The sequence below is a fragment of the Streptomyces sp. NPDC104309 genome (assembly GCF_055584025.1).
This window is the reverse complement of sequence record NZ_JBVJMV010000006.1, coordinates 184,059-211,050: the sequence shown is the minus strand read 5'-3', so window position 1 is coordinate 211,050 and position 26,992 is coordinate 184,059. Positions and strand designations below refer to the sequence as shown.

Annotated in this window: 28 protein-coding genes and 1 pseudogene; 7 read left to right on the top strand and 22 right to left on the bottom strand. The window is 71.1% G+C overall.

All coding sequences use genetic code 11. The features are described 5' to 3' along the window. Positions 1-371: 371 nt before the first annotated feature. Positions 372-1,226 (bottom strand): ABC transporter ATP-binding protein, encoded by an 855-nt coding sequence (locus ACZ68L_RS11470; RefSeq protein ID WP_469576179.1) that lies wholly within the window; start codon positions 1,224-1,226, stop codon positions 372-374. A gap of 14 nt (positions 1,227-1,240) precedes the next feature. Continuing rightward, entirely contained in the window at positions 1,241-2,110 is an 870-nt protein-coding gene (locus tag ACZ68L_RS11465; protein ID WP_469576177.1) for an aldo/keto reductase, read from the bottom strand. 94 nt (positions 2,111-2,204) lie between these two features. Between ACZ68L_RS11465 and ACZ68L_RS11460 the strand changes: the two are divergent. The 3 genes and pseudogenes from ACZ68L_RS11460 to ACZ68L_RS11450 form a co-directional block, all read left to right on the top strand. Continuing rightward, a pseudogene (locus ACZ68L_RS11460) lies at positions 2,205-2,484 on the top strand (ketopantoate reductase family protein); the annotation flags it as partial. A 71-nt stretch (positions 2,485-2,555) separates the two neighbouring features. Then, on the top strand, positions 2,556-3,140 hold the full coding sequence (locus ACZ68L_RS11455; RefSeq protein ID WP_469576176.1) for a TIGR03086 family metal-binding protein: 585 nt from the start codon (positions 2,556-2,558) through the stop codon (positions 3,138-3,140). A gap of 68 nt (positions 3,141-3,208) precedes the next feature. Further along, positions 3,209-3,841, top strand: a complete 633-nt coding sequence (locus ACZ68L_RS11450) for a DsbA family protein (RefSeq protein WP_469576175.1) — start codon at positions 3,209-3,211, stop codon at positions 3,839-3,841. Positions 3,842-3,879: 38 nt separating this feature from the next. Here ACZ68L_RS11450 and ACZ68L_RS11445 read toward each other — a convergent pair whose 3' ends face one another. The 14 genes from ACZ68L_RS11445 to ACZ68L_RS11380 form a co-directional block, all read right to left on the bottom strand. Further along, complete coding sequence (locus tag ACZ68L_RS11445) at positions 3,880-4,632, bottom strand: sirohydrochlorin chelatase (protein WP_469576174.1); 753 nt, start codon at positions 4,630-4,632, stop codon at positions 3,880-3,882. A gap of 8 nt (positions 4,633-4,640) precedes the next feature. Continuing rightward, the gene (locus ACZ68L_RS11440; protein ID WP_469576172.1) at positions 4,641-5,519 is read right to left on the bottom strand and encodes an ABC transporter permease; all 879 of its coding nucleotides are present in this window, start codon (positions 5,517-5,519) and stop codon (positions 4,641-4,643) included. Beyond that, positions 5,506-6,294, bottom strand: coding sequence for an ABC transporter ATP-binding protein (locus ACZ68L_RS11435; protein WP_469576170.1), 789 nt, complete (start codon positions 6,292-6,294; stop codon positions 5,506-5,508). Before ACZ68L_RS11435 ends, ACZ68L_RS11440 begins: the two co-directional genes overlap by 14 nt. Positions 6,295-6,330: 36 nt before the next feature. Beyond that, positions 6,331-7,446 (bottom strand): aliphatic sulfonate ABC transporter substrate-binding protein, encoded by a 1,116-nt coding sequence (locus ACZ68L_RS11430; protein WP_469576168.1) that lies wholly within the window; start codon positions 7,444-7,446, stop codon positions 6,331-6,333. A 244-nt stretch (positions 7,447-7,690) separates the two neighbouring features. Then, positions 7,691-9,064 carry a sulfate adenylyltransferase subunit 1 gene (locus ACZ68L_RS11425; protein ID WP_469576167.1) on the bottom strand — a complete coding sequence of 458 codons (1,374 nt, stop codon included), beginning with the start codon at positions 9,062-9,064 and terminating at the stop codon, positions 7,691-7,693. Beyond that, positions 9,065-10,000 (bottom strand): sulfate adenylyltransferase subunit CysD, encoded by a 936-nt coding sequence (cysD, locus tag ACZ68L_RS11420; RefSeq protein ID WP_469576165.1) that lies wholly within the window; start codon positions 9,998-10,000, stop codon positions 9,065-9,067. Next, positions 9,997-10,542, bottom strand: coding sequence for an adenylyl-sulfate kinase (gene cysC, locus ACZ68L_RS11415; RefSeq protein ID WP_229845811.1), 546 nt, complete (start codon positions 10,540-10,542; stop codon positions 9,997-9,999). The genes cysD and cysC overlap by 4 nt, the downstream gene beginning before the upstream one ends. Positions 10,543-10,565: 23 nt before the next feature. Further along, positions 10,566-11,279, bottom strand: a complete 714-nt coding sequence (locus ACZ68L_RS11410) for a phosphoadenylyl-sulfate reductase (RefSeq protein ID WP_469576164.1) — start codon at positions 11,277-11,279, stop codon at positions 10,566-10,568. Next, entirely contained in the window at positions 11,276-11,455 is a 180-nt protein-coding gene (locus ACZ68L_RS11405) for a hypothetical protein (RefSeq protein ID WP_469576163.1), read from the bottom strand. Before ACZ68L_RS11405 ends, ACZ68L_RS11410 begins: the two co-directional genes overlap by 4 nt. After that, on the bottom strand, positions 11,452-13,149 hold the full coding sequence (locus ACZ68L_RS11400) for a nitrite/sulfite reductase (protein WP_469576162.1): 1,698 nt from the start codon (positions 13,147-13,149) through the stop codon (positions 11,452-11,454). The genes ACZ68L_RS11405 and ACZ68L_RS11400 overlap by 4 nt, the downstream gene beginning before the upstream one ends. A 114-nt stretch (positions 13,150-13,263) precedes the next feature. Then, positions 13,264-13,347 carry a putative leader peptide gene (locus ACZ68L_RS11395; RefSeq protein ID WP_388671963.1) on the bottom strand — a complete coding sequence of 28 codons (84 nt, stop codon included), beginning with the start codon at positions 13,345-13,347 and terminating at the stop codon, positions 13,264-13,266. A 168-nt stretch (positions 13,348-13,515) separates the two neighbouring features. Beyond that, complete coding sequence (locus ACZ68L_RS11390) at positions 13,516-14,109, bottom strand: GNAT family N-acetyltransferase (protein ID WP_469576160.1); 594 nt, start codon at positions 14,107-14,109, stop codon at positions 13,516-13,518. Positions 14,110-14,191: 82 nt separating this feature from the next. Next, positions 14,192-15,478, bottom strand: a complete 1,287-nt coding sequence (locus ACZ68L_RS11385; RefSeq protein WP_469576159.1) for a helix-turn-helix domain-containing protein — start codon at positions 15,476-15,478, stop codon at positions 14,192-14,194. Positions 15,479-15,812: 334 nt separating this feature from the next. Then, a complete protein-coding gene (locus tag ACZ68L_RS11380; RefSeq protein WP_469576158.1) occupies positions 15,813-17,450 on the bottom strand; it encodes an acyl-CoA dehydrogenase family protein in 1,638 nt (545 codons plus the stop codon). Positions 17,451-17,554: 104 nt separating this feature from the next. Here ACZ68L_RS11380 and ACZ68L_RS11375 point away from each other — a divergent pair, with 104 nt between their 5' ends. After that, positions 17,555-18,646 (top strand): YihY/virulence factor BrkB family protein, encoded by a 1,092-nt coding sequence (locus tag ACZ68L_RS11375; protein ID WP_469576419.1) that lies wholly within the window; start codon positions 17,555-17,557, stop codon positions 18,644-18,646. Positions 18,647-18,693: 47 nt separating this feature from the next. Here ACZ68L_RS11375 and ACZ68L_RS11370 read toward each other — a convergent pair whose 3' ends face one another. Together ACZ68L_RS11370 and ACZ68L_RS11365 are read right to left on the bottom strand one after the other, a co-directional pair. Continuing rightward, positions 18,694-19,008 (bottom strand): hypothetical protein, encoded by a 315-nt coding sequence (locus tag ACZ68L_RS11370; RefSeq protein ID WP_469576156.1) that lies wholly within the window; start codon positions 19,006-19,008, stop codon positions 18,694-18,696. Between the two features lie 110 nt (positions 19,009-19,118). After that, positions 19,119-19,574, bottom strand: coding sequence for a CU044_2847 family protein (locus ACZ68L_RS11365; protein ID WP_469576155.1), 456 nt, complete (start codon positions 19,572-19,574; stop codon positions 19,119-19,121). 50 nt (positions 19,575-19,624) lie between these two features. Between ACZ68L_RS11365 and ACZ68L_RS11360 the strand changes: the two genes are divergently transcribed. Then, positions 19,625-20,323: a DUF6597 domain-containing transcriptional factor gene (locus tag ACZ68L_RS11360; RefSeq protein ID WP_469576153.1), complete on the top strand. Its 699-nt coding sequence runs from the start codon at positions 19,625-19,627 to the stop codon at positions 20,321-20,323. 22 nt (positions 20,324-20,345) lie between these two features. Here the strand turns inward: ACZ68L_RS11360 and ACZ68L_RS11355 are convergent, their stop codons facing one another. The 4 genes from ACZ68L_RS11355 to ACZ68L_RS11340 form a co-directional block, all read right to left on the bottom strand. Further along, positions 20,346-20,738 carry a VOC family protein gene (locus ACZ68L_RS11355; protein WP_469576152.1) on the bottom strand — a complete coding sequence of 131 codons (393 nt, stop codon included), beginning with the start codon at positions 20,736-20,738 and terminating at the stop codon, positions 20,346-20,348. A gap of 244 nt (positions 20,739-20,982) precedes the next feature. Continuing rightward, positions 20,983-22,542, bottom strand: a complete 1,560-nt coding sequence (locus ACZ68L_RS11350) for a 3-hydroxyacyl-CoA dehydrogenase (protein ID WP_469576150.1) — start codon at positions 22,540-22,542, stop codon at positions 20,983-20,985. A 40-nt stretch (positions 22,543-22,582) separates the two neighbouring features. Continuing rightward, complete coding sequence (locus ACZ68L_RS11345) at positions 22,583-23,359, bottom strand: CoA-transferase subunit beta (protein WP_469576147.1); 777 nt, start codon at positions 23,357-23,359, stop codon at positions 22,583-22,585. Between the two features lie 50 nt (positions 23,360-23,409). Next, complete coding sequence (locus ACZ68L_RS11340; protein WP_469576418.1) at positions 23,410-24,327, bottom strand: CoA transferase subunit A; 918 nt, start codon at positions 24,325-24,327, stop codon at positions 23,410-23,412. A 250-nt stretch (positions 24,328-24,577) separates the two neighbouring features. Here ACZ68L_RS11340 and ACZ68L_RS11335 point away from each other — a divergent pair, with 250 nt between their 5' ends. After that, a complete protein-coding gene (locus tag ACZ68L_RS11335; RefSeq protein ID WP_469576146.1) occupies positions 24,578-25,543 on the top strand; it encodes a LysR family transcriptional regulator in 966 nt (321 codons plus the stop codon). Positions 25,544-25,675: 132 nt separating this feature from the next. Beyond that, a complete protein-coding gene (locus ACZ68L_RS11330; protein ID WP_469576145.1) occupies positions 25,676-26,905 on the top strand; it encodes an acetyl-CoA C-acetyltransferase in 1,230 nt (409 codons plus the stop codon). Positions 26,906-26,992: the final 87 nt, after the last annotated feature.

Sequence of the window (26,992 nt, the reverse complement as noted above, 5' to 3'; positions counted from 1 at the left end):
TACTTCCCCAAGCTCTCGGCTGCGCTCGAACAGGGGAGGCCCCATCCTCGCCGCGTTGTCGGAACGTCCGAATACATCCAGTATGCGGACGTCCCTCCGCCTTGCGATGCACCGCATCCGACGCCGCGCGCTGATCCACCACGGATTACGGGACAGCCCTTAGGCTCTTTCGTCCGGATCAAACCGGATCAGCGAGCGGGCCCGGTGCCGTGGATCGCAAGGCGGGGGAGAGAGCCGGATGGGGCCTCCCCTGCACTTCGAGCGGAGCCGAGAGCTTGAGCAAGCCGCCACGGCGGCCGACGGCAACGCGGCGAGGCGCGGTGCCGGGGCATGCGAGCCCGGCAGGATCCGAACGAGAGGCCCCGGCCCGCTCAGCGACGGGTGACGCGCTGCGCCCGCGCCGTCCACCGGCCGTCCGTACGGGAGATCCGCACCGGATGTCCGAAGCAGTCGCTGACCTGATCGGTGGTCAGCACCTCGTCGGCCGGGCCCGACGCCACGCACTGTCCGCCCCGCAAGAGCATCGCGTGCGTGGTGGAGGCGGGCAGCTCCTCCAGGTGGTGCGTGACCAGGACCGTCGCCAGCTCGGGATGCTCCTCGCGCAGTGTGTCCAGGCTGTCGAGCAACTGCTCACGGGCGGCGAGATCGAGCCCCGTGGCCGGCTCGTCGAGCAGCAGCAGCCGAGGGCGTGGCATCAGGGCGCGGGCGATGAGCGTACGTCCCCGTTCGCCCTGCGAGAGCGCGGGCCAGCGCGATCCGGTCTTGCCGCCCATGCCGAGCATCTTCAGCAGCCGCTCCGCCTGGGCCCGCTGCTCCGTGCTCGCGGACCAGCGCGGCACCGGCTCGACCGAGTTGGTCAGGCCGGTCAGCACGACCTCGCGCACCGACAGCGGGGAACGCAGCGGATGGCGCGGATTGACATGCCCGAGCATCGACCGCAGCTCCCGCAGATCGACCCGCCCCAGCGTGCGCCCCAGCACCTCGACCGAGCCCCTGGTGGGATGGTTGACCGCGCCGAGCAGCCCCAGCAGCGTGCTCTTTCCCGCCCCGTTCGCACCCAGCAGGGCCCAGTGCTCGCCGCTGCGCACGGTCAGGGAGACCGAGTCGAGCAGGACGGCGCCGTCCCGCACGAGCGAGACGCCGTCGGCCCGGATCACCGGGACGGCGGCGGGCGAACCGGGGGCGCCGGCGGGGCCGGGCACAGCGGCCGTGGTGTGTGCGGTCATGTGCGGGAACTCCTTCATGCGGGTGCGAGCGCCTCCAGGCGGCTCATGTCCTCGGCCGACAGACTGATCTCACGGGCTCCCAGGTTCTCCGCCAGATGGGCGGGCGAACCGGTGCCCGGGGTCGGGCACAGCACGGGGGAGCGGTGCAGCAGCCAGGCGAGGGCGATCTGCCCGCGGGTGGCATCGTGACGCTCGGCGACATCGGCGAGCGCCGTGGCCGCCTCGCCGGTCAGAGCGCCGTTGGCCAGTGGGAACCAGGGCAGAAAGGCGAGGCCGTGGGTCTCGCACACCTTCAGTACCGCGTCCGACGAACGGTCGAGGAGGTTGAAGCGGTTCTGCACCGAGGCGATCCCGATCAGGGAGAGAGCCTGCTCCAGCTGGTCGGCGGTGAGGGTGTCCAGACCGATGTACCGGATCTTACCCTCCTGCCTCAGCTCGTCGAGGGTGCCCAGCTGGTCGGCCATGGGTACGTCCGGGTCCAGCCGGTGCAGCTGGTAGAGGTCGATCCGGTCCGTCCTCAGCCGCCGCAGACTGGCCTCGCACATCGCCCTGAGCCGCTCGGGCCGGCCCGCGACGTGCCAGGCGCTGTCGCTGGTGCGCACCACCCCGCCCTTGGTCGCGATCACCAGCTCCCCGCGGTACGGGTGGAGGGCCTCGGCGACCAGTTCCTCGGCCAGCGCGGGGCCGTAGTTGTCGGCGGTGTCGATGAGCGTGACGCCCCGTTCGACGGCCGCCCGCAGCACGGCCACGGCGTCCCGCCGGTCACCGCTCGGCCCCCAGTATCCGGGGCCGGTCAGCTGGGCGGTGCCGTAGCCGAGACGGCGTACGGGCAGCTCGCCGCCGAGCAGGAACACATCGTCGAGGGGCTGTGCCATGGAAGACATGATGGGAACAGTAGTGCTGTGCCCGATCGGTGCCACAACTTCTCGACCTGGGCCGAGGTGTCGCCGGCTCCGGGCGCCGGGTTCTGACCGCCAGGAGGAGCAGGCCGAGGCCTGGTCCGGCCGGATCCGCTTCGAGCCGTTCGACGGCTCCCCGCGCGGCGCCGGCTCGTCCTGGCAGAGCCAGCCGGGGTACGGGCACGATCGAGGCGGACCGTCTCGACGGCGAGAGCGTGCTGCTCGGCCGGCTCCACGGCGTACCCGCACCGGTCAACGACACACTGCGGCGCATCGCGAACACCTTCGCGAGCGAGCGCCGGGAACCCGGTTCGATGTCCGTGACCGAGCTCGTCGCTCTCGTCGACGCCGCTTCCTGAAACCGCGGCTCCGCGGCCTGCGTCGCCTTTCTTCAAGACCGTTGTCAGTGGTCGGTCCTAGCCTGGAGCGCATGAAGAACGAGCACGCTCACATGACCGAATGCGCTGCCGAGGCGGCCCGGATCGCCCGCTCCATCAGCGCCGAACAGCTCGACGCGCCCACCACCCCCTGCGGCGAGTGGGACCTGCGCGGACTCATCAACCACTGGGTGCTCTACACCTCGTACGGCCTGGAGCACCGCGCCCTGCGCAAGGACCTCCCCGACGACCTCGTCAACCGTGACTTCACCACCGACGCCGACTGGGCGCAGACGTACGCGGCCCAGCTGGACCGCGCCGTTGCCGCATGGTCGGACCCGGCGGTCTGGGAGGGCGAGATCGACCTGGGGAGTTCGACGACCCCGGCCCCCGAGATCGCCGCGATGCTCATCGAGGAGACGGCCCTGCACACCTGGGACGTGGCACGGGCCACCGGGCAGGAGTTCCGGCTGTCCGACGCGGCGGCGGCCTACCTCCTCGAAGTCGTCGACGGTTCCGCCGCGCTCTACCGGCAGTACGGCGGCTTCGCCGACGAGGTGACGGCGCCCGGATCGGCTTCGGTGCTCGATCGGGCACTGGCCCGCAGCGGACGCGACCCGCACTGGAGCCGGGGCTGAAAATGGCCCAGCATATCGGGTGGTGAATGGCCCGGAGCGGTGTGCCAATACCTGGCTAGGCTCCACGCATGACTACTCACCGCACTCCGGACACGGGCAGGACCGTCGTCGACTTCTACTTCGACCCGGCCTGCCCGTTCGCCTGGATCACCTCCCGCTGGATGCTGGAGGTGGAGCAGCAGCGGGACATCGAGCTCCGCTTCCATGTCATGAGCCTCTATCTGCACAACATCGGCAATGAACTCCCCGACTGGTACCGGGAACTGGTCGACAGGTCGATCGGCCCGGTACGGGTCGCTGTCGCGGCGGCGGCCGACCACGGCGACGTGGTGCTCGGCGATCTCTACACCGCCATGGGCAGCCGCATCCACCAGCAGAAGAACGAGGACTTCGACGAGGTGATCGCGCAATCCCTCGCGCAGCTCGGTCTGCCCGCCGCGCTGGCAGCTGCCGCGCACTCGGGGACGTACGACGATGCGCTGCGGCGCAGCCACGACGCCGGCAAGGATCCGGAGGCGGACGCCTACGTCGGTACGCCCACGATCCATGTCGACGGCTCGGTCTGGTTCGGGCCGGTCCTGCGGGCCGTGCCGCGCGGCGAGGAGGCCGCACGCCTCTTCGACAGCTTCCGGGTGCTTGCCGGGAATCCGGATCTCTTCGAGCTCAAGCGCACCCGCACCGGCAGCCTCGACGTGGGCTGAGGCGCGGCACCGGTCCGGCATGATCCGAGCGAGAGGCCTCAGGCACTGAGTGAGGCGGGCGGCGCGAGCGGGACGCGCGCCTCGTCGTACCGGGTCAGCAGCAGCCGGGCCAACTCCGTTGACGCGCCCAGCACATCGGCCAGCACGTCCGCACCGGCGGCGCCCGCGGCGATACGGTCCGGGAGCCGGCCGGGTGCGATGACGTACGGGGCCACCGCCACCCGCCGCACGCCCTCGGCCCGCAGGGCTCGTACCGCGTCCTCGGTTCGCGGAAGGGATGCGGAGGCGAACGCAGGCCGCACGGAACACCAACCGGTGTGCCGCAGCTCCCGCGCGATTTCAGCGATCACTGCGATCGCCTCCGGGTCTGTGGAGCCCGCCGAGGCCAGGACGAGCCCGGTCGAGCGCCGTTCACCGGGACGGATCCCGGCTTCGGACAGCCGTCGTTCCAGCGCCGAGTTCAGCAACGGCGACGGACCGAGCACCTCGGCCTGCACGATGCGCAGCCGGTGCAGGCGGGTCCGGGCCTCGTGCAGCACCGTGGGGATGTCGGACTTGGCGTGGAAGGCCCGTGTGAGGAGCAGGGGAAGCGCGATGACGTCTCCGGCTCCCTGTGCGGCCAGCCGCTCCAGCACCCTGGGTACCGAAGGCGCGTTGAAGTCCAGGAAGCCGGTCTCCACGCGCAGCCCCGGCCGCAGCGACCGCACCCGCGCGGTGAGCGCGTGCACGGTCGCCGCGTGCCGCGGGGCGCGGCTGCCGTGGGCGATGACGAGGAGGACCGGGGCGGGCATGGCGTGGCTCAGTTCTTGACGAGGAGACCGCGGCTGCGCAGCACCCACCGCTCCAGCGGACTGAAGATCAGCAGATCGATCGCGATGCCGACGAACAGAATCAGGATGATGGCGAGGAAGATGCCGGGCATGTCCGCGTTGTTGCGGCCGTTCTCCAGCAGCTGGCCCAGCCCCAGCCCGAGGTCGGGGGAGGACGCGATGATCTCGGCGGCCATCAGCGAACGCCAGGAGAACGCCCAGCCCTGCTTGAGCCCCGCGAGATAGCCGGGCAGCGCGGCCGGCAGCACGATGTGCCAGGTCCCGCGCAGCCCGGTCGCGCCGAGCGTGCGGCCCGCCCTGAGGAACAGCGGGGGCACCTGGTCGACGCCGGAGACCAGCCCGTTGGCGACCGACGGGACGGCGCCCAGCAGGATCACCGCGTACATCATCCTGTCGTTCAGCCCGAGCCAGATCACGGCCGGCGCCACCCAGGCGACCGAGGGCAGGGACTGCAGCCCGGACAGGATCGGGCCGATCGCGGCCCGTACGAACCTCACCCGGGCGACCAGCAGACCCAGGGGCGTGCCGATGGCCACCGCCATCAGGAAGCCGAGCAGACCACGCGAGATGCTGGTCCACACGACCTCCAGGAGCGTCCCCTGGAGCCACATGTCGGACGCGCTGTGCCACACCGCGGCCGGTGAGGGCAGCTTGTAGTCGTCGGTGACCTGGGCCTCGACCAGCAGTTGCCAGACGATGACCACCAGCGCCACCGCGAGCACCGGCGGAAGCACCTTGCGCAGCAGCACCTCGCGCACCGGGGTACGGCGCACCTGCACGGCGTCCAGCGCGTCGAGTCCGGCCTCCAGACCGGCCAGGTCGTCGGGCTTCGTGTCAGTGCTGGCCATGACGGCGGATCTCCCCACGCAGTTGTTCGGTGATCTCGACGGACAGTTCCGCGACGGCGTTGTCCTCGATACGGCGCGGCTGCTCGATGTCGACCGTCCATTCACGGGCGATCCTGCCGGGGCGGGACGACAGCAGGACGACCCGTTCGGCGAGCCGCACCGCCTCGCGCACGTTGTGGGTGACGAAGAGGACCGAGAGCTTCGTCTCGCGCCAGATCCGGGTCAGCTCGCCGTGCAGCACATCCCGGGTGATGGCGTCGAGCGCCGCGAACGGCTCGTCCATCAGCAGCAGCTGGCTGTCCTGGGCGAGGGCCCGTGCCAGGGCCACCCGCTGTCGCATCCCGCCCGACAGCTCGTGCACACGCTTCCCGTACGCCCCGCCCAGCCGTACGAGTTCGAGCAGCCGCTCCGCCTCCGTGCGGCGCTCCGACTTGGCCATGCCGCGCAGCCGCAGCGCGAGTTCGATGTTCTTGCCCGCGGTCAGCCACGGGAACAGGGCGTGCTCCTGGAACATCAGGGCCGGCCGCCCGCCGGGGGTCTCGATGGACCCCGCGGTCGGGCGGTCGAGTCCGGCCACCAGGTTGAGCAGCGTCGACTTTCCGCACCCGGAGGCCCCCAGGAGGGTGACGAACTCGCCCGGTGCGACATCGAGCGTGATGTCGTCGAGGACGAGCTGCTGCCCCTCCGGCCCGCCGAAGGCCTTGGAGACGTGCGTGATGCGGGCGGCGTGCCCGACCGCCGTACGGTCCTCGGCCTTGGTGAGGGTGGTCGCCATGGTCGTCGCCTCCTGGGAATCCTGGGGTCGGGTGGCTTACTTCACGCCGAGACCGGCGTCGGCGACCTCGGGCCTGCCCGCGGCCTTCAGGACCTTGTTCAGCGGCTTCAGGTCGTAGATGTCGTTGAGGTCCGGCTTCTCCAGCAGTCCGGCCTTCACCGCGTGCGCGGCCTCCACGTCCAGCGTGGCGGCCAGCGGGTCATCGGTGATCTGGATCGACTTCCACGCCGGGTCGAGGACCTCGGGGGGCAGCGCCTTGCCGGTCAGCTCCTTGAGCGCGGCGTTGGCGGAGGCCTTGGCCTTGTCCGGGTTGGCGTTGATCCACGCGTTGGTCTTCACCGAACCGCGCAGCACCGCCTCGACGACGTCGGGGTGCTCGCTCAGGAACTGCTGCGACACGATGATGTTCGTGATCACGAACTTGTTGTCGGGCCACAGGGCCGACTCGTCGAGCAGTTCCTTGGCGCCCTCGGCGACCAGCTTGGACGCGGTGGGCTCAGGGACCCAGGCGCCGTCGATGGAACCGGACTTGTAGGCGTCCGGGGTCACCTTGTTGTCCGTACGGATGACGGAGACGTCGCCCTTGCCGCTCTGGGCGTCGACCTTCCAGCCCTTCTCGGAGATCCAGTTGAGGAAGGCCACGTCCTGTGTGTTGCCCAGCTGCGGGGTGGCGATCTTCTTGCCCTTGAGGTCGTCCAGGGTCTTGATCTTCTTCGGGTCGACGACCAGCTTCACCCCGCCGGAGGCGGAACCGCCGATGATCCGCAGGTTCTTGCCCTTGGACTTGGTGAATCCGTTGATCGAGGGCGACGGGCCGATGAAACCGATGTCGATCGACTTGGCGTTGAGCGCCTCGATCTCGGAAGGGCCGGCGTTGAACTGGGAGGTCTTGAGCCGGGTGCCGCCGAGTTCCTTCTGGAAGATCCCCTCCTGGTCGCCGACCAGTGCGGTGGCGTGCGTCAGGTTGGGGAAGTAGCCGATCCGCACGGTGTCCGCGGAGAGCTTCTTCGCGTCGGCGGCGACGTCCGACTTCTTGGATTCGTCGTTCTTCGCCTCGGAGCCGTAGCCGCAGGCGGTGAGCGCGACGGCGAGCAGCGGCAGGGCGGCGGCAGCGGAGAGACTGCGGCGCAGCGTGGTACGGGGGGCAGACACGGGAGGCTTTCCTCTCGTTGGCCCGGTGCTCGCATCCCTCGGAATCTACGGGGGCGCGGCCGGGAAGTCGGCAGGTCTTCGTCTGAACTGGCCGTGCTGGTGGTGCGGTTGGTGCGAGTGGGCGCGCAGGCAGTGCGCGTACGTCATCGCGCACATCGCGCGACCCCGCCCTGGCCGCTGCCGAGGGCGCCGCTGCCGACGCGACCGCCCTCCTTGGCGAACGTGGAGTAGATGTCGATATTCATCAGAAGTCCCATTCGGCGTCGTCGGCGGCCGTGACTGTGGCCTGGGGGCCGGCCGCGGCGGCGAACGAGGCACCTGCCATGCCGGCCGTCAGCGTGGTGCCGTCCGCCGGGTCGATCAGCAGGAAGGAACCGGTGCGCCGGGAGTCCGCGTACGCGTCGAGGGCGAGCGGCTCCGCGGTGCGGACGACGATCCGGCCGATGTCATTGGCGACGAGCCGGCCGGGCGACGGGTGCTGGGAGAGGTCGTCCAGCGTGAGGCGCGAGGGGATGTCCTTGACGATCGCCTTGACGGTGCGGGTGGTGTGCTTGAGCAGCACCCGCTGGCCGACGGTGAGCGGTTGGTCGGCGACATGGCAGACGGTCGCCTCGACATCCTGCGTGACCGCGGGCGCGTCGCCGGCCGGCGCGATCAGGTCACCGCGCGAGATGTCGATGTCGTCGGCCAGGCGGATCGTCACCGACTGGGGCGCCCAGGCGATGTCCACGCTCTCGCCGAGCGCGTCGATCGCGGTGACCGTCGTCGTACGGCCCGAGGGCAGCACGGTGACGGCCTCGCCGACACGGAACGCACCCGCCGCGATCTGCCCCGCGTAGCCCCGGTAGTCCGGATGCTCGGCGGTCTGCGGGCGGATGACGTACTGGACCGGGAAGCGGGCGTGGCAGGCGGTGAGGTCATGGCTGACCGGCACCGTCTCCAGGTGTTCCAGGACGGTCGGGCCGCCGTACCAGTCCATGTTGGCGGACGGCTCCACGACGTTGTCACCGGCCAGTGCGGAGATCGGGATCGCGGTACACCAGTTTTCCTGGGGGTCCCCCCCAGACCCCCAGCCGGGGACGCCCAGGGACGCCGCGTACGCGGTGAACTCCTTGGCGATGGCGGCGAAGACGGGCTCCGCGTAGTCGACCAGGTCCATCTTGTTGACGGCCAGCACCACATGCGGCACCCGCAGCAGCGCGGCGACCGCGGCATGGCGGCGGGTCTGCTCGACGACTCCGTTGCGGGCGTCGACCAGGACGACGGCCAGCTCGGCGGTCGAGGCCCCGGTCACCATGTTCCGGGTGTACTGCACGTGCCCAGGGGTGTCGGCCAGGATGAACCGGCGGCGCGGGGTCGCGAAGTAGCGGTAGGCGACGTCGATGGTGATGCCCTGCTCGCGCTCGGCCCGCAGGCCGTCGGTCAGCAGCGCCAGGTCGGGCGCCTCCTGGCCCCGGCTGCGCGAGGCGTGTTCGACGGCCTCCAACTGGTCGGCGAGGACCGACTTGGAGTCGTGCAGCAGACGTCCCACGAGGGTGGACTTGCCGTCGTCGACGGACCCCGCGGTGGCGAACCGCAGCAGAGTGGTGGCCGACAACTGCTCGGCTGTGGTGGTCATTTAGAAGTACCCCTCGCGCTTGCGGTCTTCCATCGCGGCCTCGGACATCTTGTCGTCGGCACGCGTCGCGCCCCGCTCGGTGAGCCGGGAGGCGGCGATCTCGTCGATCACGGCGTCCAGCGTCGTCGCGTCCGAGTCGACGGCGCCGGTGCACGACATGTCGCCCACCGTGCGGTAGCGGACCTGCCGGGTCTCGACCCGCTCGCCCTCCTTGGGGCCGCCCCAGTCGCCCGCGGTCAGCCACATGCCGGAGCGGCCGAAGACCTCGCGCTCATGGGCGAAGTAGATCTCCGGGAGCTCGATGCCCTCGCGCGCGATGTACTGCCAGACGTCCAGCTCGGTCCAGTTGGAGATCGGGAAGACCCGGACGTGCTCGCCCGGCGCGTGCCGGCCGTTGTAGAGCTGCCACAGCTCGGGGCGCTGGCGGCGCGGATCCCACTGGGAGAACTCGTCGCGCAGCGAGAAGACCCGCTCCTTGGCGCGTGCCTTCTCCTCGTCACGGCGTCCGCCGCCGAACACGGCGTCGAAGCGGTGCTGCTGGATGGCCTCGGTCAGCGGCACGGTCTGCAACGGGTTACGGGTGCCGTCCGGGCGCTCGCGGAGCTTCCCGGCGTCGATGTACTCCTGCACGGAGGCGACGTGCAGCCGCAGCCTGTGGCGCGCCACCGTACGGTCGCGGTACTCCAGCACCTCGGGGAAGTTGTGCCCGGTGTCGACGTGCAGCAGCGTGAACGGCACGGGCGCGGGCGCGAAGGCCTTGAGCGCCAGGTGCAGCATCACGATGGAGTCCTTGCCGCCGGAGAAGAGGATCACCGGCCGCTCGAACTCGCCCGCCACCTCGCGGAAGATGTGCACGGCCTCGGACTCCAGGGAGTCCAGGTGGCTGAGTGCGTACGGATTGTCGGTGCCTTCCGACGCGGTCGCGACGGTCGTCACGCCGCCCCCCTCTCGCTCAGCAGCGCGTACAGCTCCGCCGCGGACTCCTGCACGGTCTGACGGTGCGACTCGATCCGCAGATCCGGCGACTCGGGCGCCTCGTAAGGGTCGTCGACCCCGGTGAGCCCGCTGATCTCGCCCGCCGCCTGCTTGGCGTAGAGGCCCTTCACATCACGTACGGAGCACACCTCGACCGGGGTCGCGACATGCACCTCCAGATACGCGGTCCCCTCGGCCTGGTGCCGCTTGCGTACCGCGTCCCGGCTGTCCGCGTACGGGGCGATGACCGGGACCAGCACCTTCACGCCGTTGGCCGCCAGCAGCTCGGCGACGAAGCCGATCCGCTGGACGTTGGTGTGGCGATCCTCGCGGGAGAAGCCGAGACCCGCGGAGAGGAACTCCCGTATCTCGTCGCCGTCGAGCACCTCCACGCGGTGGCCCTCGCCGCGCAGCCGCCCGGCGAGTTCGTACGCGATGGTGGTCTTGCCCGCGCTCGGCAGACCGGTCAGCCAGATGGTGGCTCCCGTCTCCGTCACGCTCATCGAAGTCTCCTGATCAGTCGTCATCAGTCGTGCAGCCCGCACTCGGTCTTGCCCCGGCCGGCCCAGCGTCCGGCACGGGCGTCCTCGCCCTCCAGCACCCGGCGGGTGCAGGGTGCGCAGCCCACCGAGGCGTAGCCGTCCATCAGCAGTGGATTGGTGAGGACACCGTGCTCCGCCACGTACGCGTCGACGTCGTCCTGTGTCCAGCGGGCGATCGGTGAGATCTTGACCTTCTGCCGCTTCTCGTCCCAGCCGACGACCGGAGTGTTCGCCCGGGTGGGGGACTCGTCGCGGCGCAGCCCGGTCGCCCAGGCCGTGTACGAACGCAGGCCGTCTTCAAGGGGCTTGACCTTCCGCAGCGTGCAGCACAGATCGGGGTCGCGGTCGTGCAGCTTCGGTCCGTGCTCGGCGTCCTGCTCGGCCACGGACTGCCGCGGGGCCAGCGTGATGACGTTGACGTCCATCACCGCCGCCACCGCGTCGCGGGTGCCGATCGTCTCGGGGAAGTGGTAGCCGGTGTCGAGGAAGACCACGTCGACGCCCGGGAGGGCACGCGAGGCGAGGTGCGCGACGACCGCGTCCTCCATGGAGGAGGTGACGCAGAACCGCTTGCCGAAGGTGTCGGCGGCCCACCGCAGGATCTCCGGTGCGGAGGCGTGCTCCAGCTCCCGGGCCGCCCGCCCGGCCAGCTCCTTGAGCTCCCCCGCGGTGTGCTCCGCTGTCCGAGTGTCCGTCATATCCCTTCCCTTTCCCCCTCGTTGTGCCGCAGCCCACGGCTCAGCAGCCCCAGGAACTTCAGCTGGAACGCGCGGTTGCAGGAGGCGCATTCCCAGGCTCCGTGCCCGGTCTCGTGCGGGCGCAGGTCCTCGTCGCCGCAGTAGGGGCAGTAGAACGGCGCGGCACGTTCGCTCATGACAGAGACTCCGCACCGGCCCGCGCCGCCCAGGTGGCGAACCGCTCGCCGTCCTCGCGCTCCTCCTGGTAGCGGCCCAGGACCCGCTCGACGTAGTCGGGCAACTCGGCCGAAGTGACCTTCAGGCCACGGACCTTGCGGCCGAAGCCGGCCTCCAGGCCCAGGGCGCCGCCCAGGTGCACCTGATAGCCCTCGACCTGATTGCCGTCGGCGTCCAGGACGAGCTGGCCCTTGAGGCCGATGTCGGCGGTCTGGATGCGGGCGCAGGCATTGGGGCAGCCGTTGATGTTGATGGTGAGCGGCTCGTCGAAGTCCGGCAGGCGCCGCTCCAGTTCGTCGATCAGTGAGGCACCGCGTGCCTTCGTCTCGACGATCGCCAGCTTGCAGAACTCGATGCCGGTGCAGGCCATCGTGCCGCGCCGGAACGGAGAGGGGTTCACCTGGAAGTCGAGCGCCTCCAGTCCGGCGACCAGGGAGTCCACCTGGTCCTGTGCCACGTCGAGGATGAGCATCTTCTGCTCGACGGTGGTCCGCAGCCGGTCCGACCCGTGCGCCGCGGCGAGGTCGGCGATCTTGGCGAGGGTGGACCCGTCCACGCGGCCGACCCTGGGTGCGAAGCCGACGTAGAAGCGGCCGTCCTGCTGCTGGTGCACACCCACGTGGTCGCGCCAGCGGCTGCTGGGCTGCTCGGGCGCGGGTCCGTCGGTCAGCGGACGCTTCAGATATTCGTCCTCCAGCACCTGGCGGAACTTCGCGGGGCCCCAGTCGGCCATCAGGAACTTCAGACGGGCGCGGGTGCGCAGTCGCCGGTATCCGTAGTCGCGGAAGATGCCGACGACTCCGGCCCAGACGTCCGGAACCTCGTCGAGCGGCACCCAGGCGCCCAGCCGCTCGGCCAGCCTCGGGTTGGTGGAGAGTCCGCCACCGACCCAGACGTCGAAGCCCGGACCGTGCTCGGGGTGGACCACGCCGACGAACGCGATGTCATTGATCTCGTGCACCACGTCCTGCACGGGTGAACCGGAGATCGCGGTCTTGAACTTGCGCGGCAGGTTGGAGAATTCCTTGTTGCCGATGTAGCGGTCGTGGATCTCGTCGACGGCGGGCGTGCCGTCGATGATCTCGTCGGCGGCGATACCCGCCACGGGGGAGCCGATGATCACGCGGGGGCAGTCGCCGCACGCCTCGGTGGTGGAGAGACCGACGGCCTCCAGCTTTTCCCAGATGGCCGGGACGTCCTCGATGCGGATCCAGTGCAGCTGGATGTTCTGCCGGTCGGTGATGTCCGCGGTGCCGCGCGCGTACTCCTGCGAGATCTCGCCGATGACCCGCAGCTGCGCGGTGGTCAGCCGGCCGCCGTCGATCCGTACCCGCAGCATGAAGTACGTGTCGTCCAGCTCCTCCGGCTCCAGGATCGCGGTCTTGCCGCCGTCGATCCCGGGCTTGCGCTGGGTGTACAGACCCCACCAGCGCATGCGCCCGCGGAGGTCGTTGGGGTCGATCGAGTCGAATCCGCGCTTGGAGTAGATCGTCTCAATGCGTGTCCGCACATTGAGACCGTCGTCGTCCTTCTTGAACTGCTCATTGCCGTTGAGCGGAGTGTGGTGCCCCACGGCCCACTGGCCTTCGCCACGGTGGCGTCCGGCCTTGCGGCGAGGTGTGGTGGTCGCAGGCTGTTCCGGGGTAGCGGCCATGACAGTACGTCCTTCGGGACTGCAGGAGGGCGGCTCTGAACTGCACACTCGCGCTGAGGCGCGGCGGTGCGCAGGGTTCGCAGAGAAAAGGGGAACGCGGCGGTGCTGGGACTCTCAGCTCACCGGACAGATGGCGCTGGATACGCGGCCGAGGTCGACGTGGCGTCGACTCACCAAGGCAATTCCAGTTCCAGACATGACGGAAGCGTGTCACGCGCATCTCGGAGCAGTCCACCACTATCCATGATGTGGACGAGAGTGTCCCGTCATGCGAGACGTGTGGCGCCCATCACCCCATCCGCGCGGTCCGGGCCGCCCGGAATGGCCGCATTCACCCCAGCCGACGCCGGAGCCGCCCTTCTGGCGCTATCGCCCCGACCCCGGCCACGGCCCCGGTGTCGCCACCTCGGGTTCCAGCTCCACCTTCGTGTCGAAGAGCCGGAAGCCGCGCCGCAGGTAGTTGTCCATCGCGTGCGGGCCGTCCTTTGAACAGGTGTGCAGCCAGACCCGCTTGGTCGGCGTCCGCTCCGGTCGGCGCTCGGCCAGGTCCCAGGCGCGGGCGACCCCGCACGAGAGCAGATGGCCGCCGATCCGGCGCCCCCGGAAGGCCGGTATCAGCCCGAAGTACATGATCTCGACCACCCCGTCGTCCTGCGGGTCCAGTTCGATGTATCCGGCCGGGGTGCCGTTGACGTACGCCACCCAGGTCTCCGCCCCGGGCCGCTCCAGGGCCTCCTGCCACTGCGCGTACGTCATCGAGAGCCGGTCCGTCCACTGGATGTCGCCGCCGACCGCCGTGTAGAGGAACCGGCTGAACTCGGGCAGTGGTACCTCCGAGCGCACGATCCGCACGTCGCCCTCCGGGACCGCGGCAGGGCGCAGATCGTCGGGAGAGGTCTGTTCCAGGGACCAGATGGTCACCTCGGCGGTGGTGGCAGCGGTGCCCGCGGGGTTGTTCATGGCTGCCAGGGAACCATGCCGCGCGGTCCAAGCCCAAGCCGGTCCCGCCGCTCGGGACGGCCGGGCGCCTTGGGCACCGGGCCTATCCGGCCGTACGCGCCCTGACCACCACCGGAGCGGTCGAGCGCGGCAGCAGATCGGCCGGGTGCTCCGGGCGGATCACCTCCACCTCGACCCCCTCGCCGAAGCGGTACGGACGGTGCGCCAGCACCTCCGCGAGATGACGCCTGATCCGTGAGATCTCCGCCCGCACCGTCACCGTCCGGGTCGCGTCGCCGAAGATGTCCTGCGCCAGCTCCGACGCCGTACGCCCCTCGCGGTGCAGCGCCAGGGCGTACAGCAGCTCCGCGTGGCGCGGCGAGAGCTGCTGCATCCAGGTGCTGACCGCACTCGCCACATGGACCGTGAGACCGCGCGGCCGGCTCAGATCCAGCACCACCCGACGCCGCGACTCGTCCGCGGGCCCGTCCGTGACCTGAACCAGCCAGCCGCCGGACAACGGCTCGACCCGGCACATGCCGAGCGACGGCAGCCACACCCGGCCCGGCTGCAACGACTTGGGCAGCGGCAGCCGGTCGACCGGCGGCATCCCGGTCACCCCGGCGAGCCAGCCATGGGTGTCCACCGCCAGGGCCCGGCCGCCCAGCCGGCACAGCAGCGGCGCCGCCACCGAACGCAGCCGGTCGATCGCCTGCAGATGACGGTTCTTGATCTCGCTCTCGGCGAGCCGGGCGACCGAACCGACCAGCGCGAGCGAGGCCGGATGGAAGGTGGACGCCGGACCGCTGAGGTCGACGATGCCGATCAGCCGGTTGTCCCGCGGATCACGCACCGGGGACGCCGCACACGTCCAGTTGCGCAGACTCCGCACGAAGTGCTCCGACGAGTGGACCCGGACCGGTGCGCGCGAGACGAGCGCCGTACCGATCGCGTTCGTCCCCGTGCTCGCCTCGGCCCAGGCCGCGCCCTCCGCCAGACAGATGCCGTCCGCCCGGCGCAGCACCCCCGTATTGCCCTGGCGCCACAGCACCCGGCCGTCCACATCGGTGACCACCACGATCTGCTGGGCGGTGTCCGCGAGGGAGACCAGATTCTCGCTCAGCAGCGGCATCACCTCGCCCAGCGCCGACGTCCGGCGCCGGCGCTCGATCTCGTCCATCTCCAGCAGCACGCTGTCGGTGGACTGGTCCGGATCGACACCGCTGCGCAGCGCCCGGTCCCACGAGGCACCGATCTCCGCCCTCGGGGCGGCCGGTGAACGCCCGCCGGAGAGTCTGGCCTCCCTGACCCGGTGGATCAGGCGCAGGGCCTCGACGGACTGCGGCACGACCGATCGCGTCACCTCGGCAGGGCTTGTCTCCACGCTCATTCCCCCCAGATGCCAGGGCCGGCTCGACGGCCCGCGGGCCCATCCTGCCTGCTGCGAGGGGACCGATACTGCGCACTCCGCACCATGGTTGCAACCCTTTGCAACTCTGGCGAGCGGGTGCGGGTCCGTACGAGAGTGGCGGAACACCGTACGACGGGGCCTGTGTCCCCTGTTCGGTGTGCTCAGCATGGAGGGTGGTGCCGTGTCGGCGCAGCACCACCTTCCGTTGCTGTACGTCCGCCTCAGGGACGCCAGTTCGACAGGGGCGCTCGTTCGACTCGGACCGGGCGCGCGCCCTGCTCCCCGGGAGCCGTTGCGAACCGAACGGACGGCCCTATCGCTCGACGGGCCGGGCCCGTTCCACGACCGAGGCCAGATCGAGACTGTGCGGCAACGTCCCGAACGCCGCGCCCCGATCCCCGCCCAGCCGTGACGCGCAGAACGCGTCGGCCACCTCCGGTGGCGCCCAGCGCACCAGCAGCGAGCCCTGCAGGACGAGAGCCATCCGCTCGACCAGCCGACGGGCCCGCGCCTCGATCCCGTTCAGATCGGCCAGCTCCGTCAGCATGTCCTTGATCGCCCCGTCCAGCCGGTGATCAGCGCCTCGCGCCCTGCCGACCTCCTGGAGGAACGCGTTCAGCGCCGACGGCTCGCGCTGCAGTGCCCGCAGCACATCCAGTGCCTGCACGTTCCCCGAGCCCTCCCAGATCGAGTTGAGCGGCGCCTCGCGCAGCAGCCGGGGCATACCGGACTCCTCGACGTATCCGTTGCCGCCGAGACACTCCAGCGCCTCGGCCACCATCGGTGTGCACCGCTTCGTCACCCAGTACTTCGCGGCGGGCACCGCGATCCGCAGGAAGGCCCGCTCGTTCTCCGAACCGGCGTCGTACGCGGCCGCCAGCCGCAGCGCCAGCACCGTCGCCGCCTCCGACTCCAGCGCCAGATCGGCCAGCACATTGCGCATCAGCGGCTTGTCGATCAGCACCCCGCCGAAGGCGCTGCGGTACGTGCAGTGGTGGATCGCCTGTGCCACCGCCTGCCGCATCAGCGCCGCCGAACCGACCACACAGTCCAGCCGGGTCGCCGCCACCATCTCGATGATGGTGCGCACCCCTTGCCCCTCGTCGCCGACCCGGCGCGCCCAGGTCCCGTCGAACTCGACCTCGCTCGACGCGTTGGACCGGTTGCCCAGCTTGTCCTTCAGCCGCTGGATCGCGAACGTGTTGCGGGTGCTGTCGGGCAGCACCCGGGGCAGCAGGAAACACGTCAGACCCCCCGGTGCCTGCGCGAGCACCAGGAAGCCGTCGGACATCGGCGCCGAACAGAACCACTTGTGCCCGGTGAGCAGGTATTCGCCCTGGGCCGCCAGCGGCTCGGCCCGCGTCGTGTTGGACCGTACGTCCGTGCCGCCCTGCTTCTCCGTCATGCCCATGCCGAAGAGCACTCCGGCCTTCTGCGCGGCGGGCCGCAACCCCTGCTCGTACACCGTCGACGTCAGCAGCGGTTCCCACTCGGCGGCCAGCGCCGGATCGGTCCGCAGCGCGGGCACCGCCGCGTGCGTCATCGACAGCGGACAGCCGTGTCCCGCCTCCGCCTGCGTCCACACCAGGAAGCCGGCCGCCCGCCGTACATGACCGGCCGGCCTGCCCCAGGCGTCGGTCAGACCCGCGGAGACCGCATGGCCCAGCAGCCGGTGCCAGGCCGGATGGAACTCCACCTCGTCGATGCGGTTCCCGTACCGGTCGTGGGTGCGCAGTACCGGCGGATTCCCGTTCGCCTGCGCCCCCCACTCCTGCGCCTGCGCGGAGCCCGCGGCCCTGCCCAGCTCGCCGAGCTCGACCCGCGCCGTGGCCAGGAGTTCGGGTGGCATGTGACGTTGCACGGCCTCGGTGAGCGCGAGGTCGGCGGCGAAGACGTCGTAGCCGTTCAGCGGCGGTACCTGGTTGGACACTGTGTGGGTGGTGGCTGCCATGCCGATACGGTAAGGACGTGCAGGCAGCAAATGAAACACCCGAGCGGCCGGCGGGGCGGCTCCACCGCGCCCGAGTCCTCTACCGCAACGTATCCAAGCGGCAGATGGTCTGGCAGTTGCTCAAGGACACCATCAACTCGTGCATGGAGTACCGCATTCTGGGACTCGCCGCCGAGGCCGCGTTCTTCACCCTGCTGTCCCTGCCTCCGCTGCTGCTCGGCCTGATCGGGCTGCTCGGTTATGTCGACGAGTGGACCAACACCACCACGGTCGCCTCCATCGAGCGGAACATCCTCAACGCCGCGCAGACGGTGCTCAGCGAGCGGGGCGTGAACGACTTCGCCAAACCGCTCCTCGCGGACGTCACCACCGGCGCGCGGCCCGATGTCATCTCCATCGGCTTCGCGATCGCGCTCTGGTCCGGCTCCCGCGCCGTCAACGTCTTCATCGACACGATCACGGTGATGTACGGCCTCGACGGCCAGCGCGGCATCGTCAAGACGCGGCTGCTCTCCTTCCTGCTGTACGTCGTCGCGCTGCTGCTCGGCGCCGTCGTGCTGCCGCTGCTCGTGGTCGGCCCGGACAGGGTGGTGGAGTTCATCCCGTGGGGGACCGAGCTCATAAGCGTGCTGTACTGGCCGCTGGTGATACTGCTGTCGATCGCGTTCCTGACGACGCTCTACCACGTGTCCGTGCCGGTCCGTTCGCCGTGGATCGAGGACGTGCCGGGGGCGCTGGTGGCGCTCGCGATGTGGGTGCTCGGTAGTTTCCTGCTGCGGATCTATCTCACCAGTACGGTCGAGGGGCCCACGATCTACGGCTCGTTGGCCGCGCCGATCGCCGTCCTGCTGTGGATCGGTATCTCCGCGTTCGCGGTGCTGGTGGGGGCGGCGGTCAATGCCGCCATCGACCGGGTGTGGCCCTCGCTGGCGACGGCCGCCGCGCGCGCGGCCAACGACCGGGTACGGGCGGCCCAGGCCGCGGAGTTCGTGGCCCGGACGCAGGCGGAGAACCAGGACGGCGACCTGGACGACGACGGGGACGACGAGGACGGCGGCAGCCCCTACATGCCGTCCGAGTTCCCGGAACGCTGGTCGAGGTTCCTGCCGCCGGACGACGTGAAGTCCAGGCTGCAGCCGAGCCGCGACAAGGAGCCGGACAGGCCGGACAGGCCGGACACCCCGTCCGACGGGTGAGGACGACCACCGACCAGGACGTGTCAAGCTCCAACGGGACACCTCCCTCAGGGCGTGCCACTGCCCTGCCGATTGCCGCTCCTGCGATAGCTCACCATCATCAGGATGAGGCCGGTCAGCAACAGCGCGCTGCCGCTCAGCGACCCCCACTGGCGGGTGTCGGGGTCGCTGAGTACCCAGAAGAAGACCTGCTGCCAGCACAGGGCGAAGGCAGCCACCAACTGGCCCCAGCCGTACAGGCGAGGGCGGTGGACCGGCCGCCGGTTCGTGGGGAGCACCCAGCCACGCGTAACCCCCGCTACGCCGGAGGCGGCGCCGAGCAACGCCAGCAGAACAACAGGTATGGCGACGTAGAGCTTCATGGCCCCTTCCCGCGCACCGGAGCCGCGCCGGACGCCCGCGTGATCATGACACCCGCCGCGCTGCGCGTCCACGCGCTTCCCCGCAACCCCCGTGATCGGCCGGACAGGTCCTAGTCGGCGGATGCGCGGGGTGCGGTCGGCGAGGGGGTCGCGGCCGGGGTCGTGGGCGCCGGGATCGCCGGGGGCGCGGGCGTGGGCGCGGTGGGAATCGCCGGAGTCGTGGGAGCGGTCGGTGCCGTCGCCGCCGCGCCGGGAGACCAGGACAGCTTGACCAGCAAATGGCCCTCGACCGCGCTCTTGGCGATCACGGCGCCGGCCTCGGCCGTGATCTTCACTCCGAATTCCAGCTCCACACCGTCCGGTTTCAGGGCACCGTCCCGGAACACCGCGAGCGCGGATTCGGCTGCCGAGCGGATGCCGGTGAGTGCGCTGTCGAACGTACGCCCGGCTCTGGCCAGGGTGTTGTCGTCGCCCAGTGCGACGAGATGCGCGCCCGGCGTATGGCGGTCGACCTCGACCGTGACCGCCGCGCCGCTGTCGGTGGTGAACTCCATCAGTGCCGTCATGACCGCCCCCGGGAAGCTGATTCCGTCCGCACGAGATTAGCGTGTGAGGCATGGGCGACAGGTACGAAGAGTGGGCGTCGAGGTTCGACGGCGCGACCCTGTGGACGCTGAGTGTGCCGGACGGATCGGCCCATGCGGTGCTGCCGGACGGCTGCATGGACCTGCTCTGGATCGACGGACGGCTGCTCGTCGCGGGACCCGACACCCGTGCCGCGACGACGGCCGTCGAGGCCGGCGGGCGGTACACCGGCATCCGCTTCGCGCCCGGCACGGCCCCCGCACTGCTCGGTGCGCCGGCGCACGAACTGCGCGACCGCCGGGTCGATCTCGCGGACCTGTGGCCGGGAGCGCTGGTCCGGGAGCTCACCGAGCGCCTCGTGGAGGCCCCCGACCCCACCGCCGCGCTGGAGACCATCGCGCTGCGACGAGCGGTCGGCACGGCTCCGCCGGACCCGCTGATGCGGTCCGTCGCCGTGCAGCTCGGTGACGGCCGGTCCGTCGCCGACATCGCGCGGACGGTGGGCGTCGGCACCCGTCAGCTGCACCGCCGGTCACTCGCGGCCTTCGGCTACGGGCCCAAGACGCTCGGCCGGATCCTGCGGCTGCAGCGCGCGCTCGCCCTCGCCCGGTCCGGAGCGCCCTACGCCGAGGCGGCGGTCGCGGCGGGCTGCACCGACCAGGCCCATCTCGCACGGGAGGTGCGCGACCTGGCCGGGACCACTCTGACCGCCCATCTGGCGCCCTCGTGAGGCGGCCGGACGGGTCATGGGCTCAGCCGTTGGCGGCGAACAGCGACACCGCGCAGCCGTCCGGGTCGAGGACCGTCGCGTAGCGCTGCCCCCACACCGCGTCCCACGGCTTCAGATTTCCCCGGTACCCGGCGCTGGTCAGGTCGTCGTACACCGCGTCCACCTCCGCCGGGCTGTCGCAGAGAAAGGCGAGCCCGAGGCGTTCCCCGCCGTGCGGCGGGGCCCATTCGGGATCGAACGAGCGGGTGACCTCCTCGGTGTCCCACAGCAGGCGCTGCCCGCCCGGGAGTGTCACTTCGACATGGGGTGCGGATTCCGCGTCGGCGGGGATGTCGAGACCGAGCCGGCGGTAGAAGGTGAGCGATGCGGCCAGATCCGCGGTGATGATGCCGATCGCGTCCATGCGTGGAGTCATGCTCCGACCGTAGGACGGACACCGTCACGGGTCTTGTACGAAACGGACATGGGCGGTGAACCGCGGGGCCGCGGGACGTTCGGGGCTGCGGGGCCTGCGGGGCCTGCGTCGGCGTGGGCGGCGGGCGGGACGGGCCTGCCGGGGCTCCTGGCGCCTCCCGCCCGTCCCGCCTCCCGCCCTGTCCCGCCTCCCGCCCCGCCTCTCACCCCGCCCCGCCGTCATGGCGAGCAGCATCGACCCGCTGTCACGGCGACGGGGTGCCCGCCGTGCAGTCGGCGGGTGATGTTCCCGGGTCGGTCAGCGCCAGACCGAGCTGGGCGCGTTCGGTCACCCAGCGGCTCGGGCGGTGACGCGGGTCGCCCGTCGTGACGTGCAGTGCCCGGTGCAGCTCCAGCATCCGCTCGGCGCCGATCCGGTCGCCCCAGGCCAGCGGGCCGACGGGGTAGCCGAGCCCGGCCGTCACGGCCAGGTCGATGTCGGCGGGGGCGGCGATGGAGCGCTCCGCGATCGATGCCGCGACCGAGACGATCGAGGCGAGCAGCCGCTGGGCGACCGAGCCCGCCGTGTCCCGCACCACCGAGACCGCGTACCCGGCCTCGCCGTCCTCGGCGCGGGCCAGCACGGCGCGGGCGTCACGCGCGGCGGACGGGTCCGCTGCCGGGGTCACGGCCAGCACCCGGCGCCGGCCGGCCGTGGGCAGCGGGTCCACGCCGAAGGTGCGCCCCGCGGGCAGCCGGTGCGCGGCGACCGCGGAGGCCACCGTGGTGCCCCAGACCGGAACGAGTACGAGGGCGTCGGCGGAGGGCTCCGTGCCGGTCTCGACGACGGCGCCCGCCGTGGTCAGCGCCGCACGCAGGGCGGTCGCGTCCTGGTCCCGCGGTGCGGCGCCGTGGACGAACACGGGGCGGTCCGCGTTGCCCGTGACGGGCGGTTCCGGGGCCGGGCCGGGTGCCTCGGGGCCGTGCTCGAACCAGCCGCGCCCGGTCTTGCGGCCGTGCAGCCCGGCGGCCACCCGGTTCGGGGTGAGGTAGGAGGGGCGGAGCCGGTCCGCGTACCGGAACCCCGTCCAGATCGAATCGATCACCGTGGCCGTCACATCCAGACCCGTGAGGTCCATCAGCTCGAACGGGCCCATCCGCAGCCCGAGCACCTCGCGGGCGATCCGGTCGATGCCCGCAGGGTCGGCGACCGTCTCCTCCAGGAGTGCGAGCGCCTCGGTCACCAGGCCGCGGCCCGCGTGATTGACCAGGAAGCCGGGGGTGTCGGCGACCGTGACCGCACGGTGTCCACAGCTCTCGACGAGTGCGGTGAGGGCGGGCGGGATCTCCGGACGGGTGGCCGCGCCGGGTACCACCTCCACGATCCTCATCAGCGGCACCGGATTGAAGAAGTGCAGCCCGGCCAGGCGCGTCGGGTCCTTCAGCGCCGCGGCGATCCGGGTGACCGAAAGGGAGGAGGTGTTGGTCGCGAAGACGGCCGTCGCGGGCAGGGCCTGCTCCAGCCGGCCGAAGACCTCCGTCTTGGTGCCGAGGTCCTCCCGCACGGCCTCGATGACCAGTTCCACGTCCGGGCCCGCCGCCCACGGGTCGTCCAGCGGGATCAGCCGCTCCAGGGCGGCTGCGGAGTCCTCGGTGGACATCCGGCCCTTGTGCACGGCCCGTTCGAGCATGGACCGTACGAAGTCCACGGCGGCCGTCACCGCCTCCGTCCGTACGTCGCACAGCTCGACAGTGTGTCCGGCGGTCGCCGCCCACTGGGCGATGCCGCGGCCCATGGCCCCGGCGCCGACGATCCTGATACGCATGGCGGTTGCGGTCCTCTCGGGGTGTGACATGTGATCCGTCTCAGCGAAGATAGACGCGGTCCGGGTCCACGTCCTCGCGCAGCAGCCGCAGTTCGGCCGCGGTCGGCGGGGGTACGGTCCCGACCGTGTCGGCGATCCGCAGGTCCCAGCCGGTGGCCGCCCGCACCTGGTCGACGGTGACGCCCGGGTGGACGGCGACCAGCCGCAGCTCCTCGCCTATTCCCGCGCGGGCCAGGATGCCCAGTTCGGTGATGACCCGGGTGACACCGGCGCCCAGCGGCCGGATGCCCTCGGCCAGGGCACGGTCCGGGCCGGGCGTGGTGCAGAAGTCCAGGTTCTCCGTGAAGGAGCGCGGATTGTGGCGGCGCATCACCACGAAGACCTCGCGGGAGTTGGCCATCACCTCGATGCCGCCGCCGGAGCCGGGCAGCCGGACCGAGGGGCTGTGCCAGTCGCCGATCACGGACGTGTTGAGACTGCCCCACCGGTCGATCTGGGCGGCGCCGAGGAACCCCACGTCGATGTGGCCGCCCTGGAGGACGCAGCCGAAGAGCGCGGGCATCGACAGCACCGCCTCGGCACCGGTGATCAGAACCGCGTCGGCGATGGTCTCCGGCAGATGCGAGGGATGGGCGCCGCAGACCCCGGACTCGTACACGACCTCGATCTGCGGGGCGATCGTCAGATGGGCCAGCTCGGTGGCGAGCGTCGGCAGGCCGATCCCCGCGAACACGGTGCGACGCGCGGCCAGTTCGCGGGAGGCGACGACGGAGAGCAGCTCCGACGAGGTGAGGGTGTCCGGTGCGGTGGTGGTCATGACCCGTTCCCTCTCGCGTCGCGTTCGCGTCCGCTGTCCTGTTTCCGCGCTCACAGCCGCCGCCCGTAGTTCACCGGTCGGCTGAGCGCCTCGCCGACCGCCAGGCGCGACCAGAACTCCTCGCCGAGCCTGTCGACGTACTCGGCGTGGTCGGCCGTCCCGCGCACCCATTCGTCCAGCCACTGCCGCAGCCGCCGCGGGTCCTTGCTGATGTGCGACCAGGCCCGGTAGAAGGCGTTGTCCCGGTCGTAGTACCCCTGGGCGAAGGAGGGGTGGGCGCCGCGCGGACAGACCACGACGGCATCGACGGCGTGAGCGGGGACGAGCGTACGGTTCGGGTCCGAGCGGATCACCTCGTCGTCGACGATCTCCTCCACGACGACGACCGCCTTGTCCGCCGCGTACACCGCCTCGGCCTGGATGCCGGTCAGCCCCCACATCTGGGTGTTGCCGCTGCGGTCGGCGCGCTGGGCGTGGATGATCGTCACATCGGGATTGACGGGCGGTACGACATAGATCTGCTCGGCCTCGCCGTCCGGGCCGGGGTAGGGCGACGTGACCTTGCGCAGATCGCTGTTGACGGACGGCAGATCACTGCCCCCGTAGCTGCGCAGCGGGTAGAATGGCAGCCGCTGGGCACCGGCGAGATAGCGGCAGATCATTCCGTAGTGGCTGTACTCCTCGAAGGCGAGCGGCGCCGGTTCGCCGCTCTCGACGCGGCGGCGCAGCTCGCCGAGCGATCCGGCGGAGGAATTGCCGACGAAGGAGGAGACCAGCCGCGAGACACAGCCCGCGGCGATCATCTGGTCCACCACGATGTCCGCGGTCATCCGGACGACGGTCAGGTCGCGGCGGCCCTGCCGGATGATCTCGTGGCCCGCGGCGGTGGGGACGAGGTGGGTGAAGCCTTCGAGGCAGACGGTGCCACCGTCGTGGACGAAGGCGGCGATCGCCGCCCTCATCGACATCGTCTTGTCCTTCCGGCCCGCCCTGTCCTTCCGGTCCGTTTCCGTCCTGTCTCCCCGGTCCGTCGCGTCCGTCGCGTCTATCCGGTCCGTCGTGGCCACGGTGCTCCTCCGGCCGTGCGCGTCCTGATGTATGCGCGTCGCCCCACCGTGTCAGCGACTATTGATTGCTGTCCAATATCAAATTAAGGTCCCAGTAAGACGTCTGATTAATGAATCGGGTCCGTGGGGACCGGTGGTCCGAGGAGCGGACATGGAATTGCGTCACCTGTCCGCGTTCGTCGCCGTGGCGGAGGAGCTGCACTTCGGGCGGGCCGCCAAACGGCTGCAGATGGCCCAGCCGCCGCTGAGCCAGCAGATCAGGCAGCTGGAGAAGGAGCTGGGCGTGCAGCTCTTCGAACGCAACACCCGGTCGGTGCGGCTGACGAGCGCGGGGGAGTCCTTCCTCCAGCCGGTGCGGACCGTCCTCGACGACCTCGACACCGCGGTGCGGGCGGCGAAAGCGGCGGGCCGGGGCGAGTACGGGCGGGTCACCATCGGCTTCGCGGGCGCCTCCAGTCACGAGACCCTGCCGCTCCTCACCCGGGCCGTACGCGCCGCCCACCCCGCCCTTGAGCTGGTCATGAAGGGGCAGACGTACGCCAACGTCGCGCTCGACCGGGTCGCGGACGGCTCGCTCGACCTGGGGTTCGTCCGGCTGCCGGTGACCCGGCCGGGGGTGGCGTACCGGGTGATCGCCGAGGAGGAGCTGGTGTGCGCGCTGCCCTTCGACCATCGGCTCGCCCGGCTGGAGAGCGTCCCGATCGCCGTCCTGGCCGAGGAGCCCTTCGTCTCCTTCCCCGCCAACACCGGTTCCACCGTGCGCGATGCGATGGTCGGGGCCTGCGAGTCCGCCGGGTTCAACCCGCGCGTGGTGCAGGAGGCACCCGACTCGTACACCATCCTGGCGCTGGTCGCCGCAGGCGTCGGCGTGACGCTCACCGTCACCTCCGTCCAGCACATCCAGCAGAACGGCCTCGTCTACCGCCCCCTCTCCGGACCCCCCATCCGGCTCCAGGCGGCGCTGGCCTGGCGGTCCGACAACCCCTCCGCCGCACTGCGGGCGGTGCTGGCGGTGGCCCAGGAGGCACTGCCCACGCCGGCGGGTCCGGTGGACGCGACGGACGCGGTGGATCGAGTGGGCCCGGCCGGGGACCGAACCGCCGCGAGCCGCCATTGAGACGCGTCACGTCTTGAACCAGGGTGAACTGGATATTGGACCGACTCAGTCGTCGGGTGCGAGGGTCGGCGACACACGCCCCTCGTCGCCGAAAGGGCGGAGAAGCGCCCCTCGCCACCGAAAGGTCACGCCGTGCCCGACCAGCAGCTCGATGTCGTCATCTGCGAACCGCTGCGCACCCCCATCGGCCGTTTCGGCGGAGTGTTCGCCCAGCAGACTCCGGCCGCGCTTGCGGCTCGCGTCATCGCCGAGGTCGTCGCCCGCACCGGGATCGACCCGGCCGCGGTGGACGAGGTCATCCTCGGGCACGCCTACCCGTCCGCCGAGGCCCCCGCCATCGGCCGGGTCGCCGCCCTCGACGCCGGGCTGCCCGAGACCGTCACCGGCTCCCAGATCGACCGTCGTTGCGGCTCCGGCCTCCAGGCCGTCCTCGACGCGGCGATGCAGATCCGGGCGGGCTTCAGCGATGTCGTCATCGCGGGCGGCGTCGACGTGATGAGCGCGGCCCCGTACTACACGCACGAAGGACGCTGGGGCATCAAGGGCCCCGGCCTCCAGTTCCACGACGCGCTGGCCAGGGGCCGGGTGACCGCGGGCGGCGTCAACCACCCGGTGCCCGGCGGGATGATCGAGACCGCCGAGAACCTGCGCCGCGCCTACGGCATCAGCCGCGCCGACCAGGACGCCCTCGCGCTGCGCTCGCAACAGCGCGCCGGCCGGGCCGCCGCGGAGGGGCGGTACGACGCGGAGACCGTTCCCGTCACCGTACGGACCCGCAAGGGCGAGACGGTCGTGACCACCGACGAGCACCCGCGCCCCGACACCACCGCCGAACAACTCGCCGCGCTGCGCCCGGTCATGGCGAAGTCCGACCCCGGGGCGACCGTCACCGCGGGCAACGCCAGCGGGCAGAACGACGCGGCCGCCGCCTGCCTGGTGACCAGCGCGGCCACCGCCGAACGGCTCGGCCTCGACCCGCTGGTCCGGCTGGTCTCCTTCGCCCGCGCCGGGGTGCCCGCCGCGACCATGGGCATCGGCCCCGTCCCCGCGACCCGGACCGCCCTCGACCGTGCCGGACTCACCCTCGCCGACCTCGACCTGATCGAGCTCAACGAGGCATTCGCCGCCCAAGTGATCGCCTGTACACGCGAGTTGGGCCTCGGCTGCGCCGACCACGAGCAACGCATCAACGTCAACGGCTCCGGCGTCTCCCTCGGCCATCCGGTCGGCGCCACCGGCGCCCGCATCCTCGCCACGCTCACCCGCGAACTGCACCGCCGCGAGGCCCGGTACGGCCTGGAGACCATGTGCATCGGCGGCGGACAGGGCCTTGCCGCGATCTTCGAACGCGTCACCGCCTGAGGTGGGCCGTCGGCGGTGAGACGCACGGCTTCCCACCGCAGCCGCAGTTCACCAGGGGACCGTTCCAGGGTCTTTCGTTCGGATCGG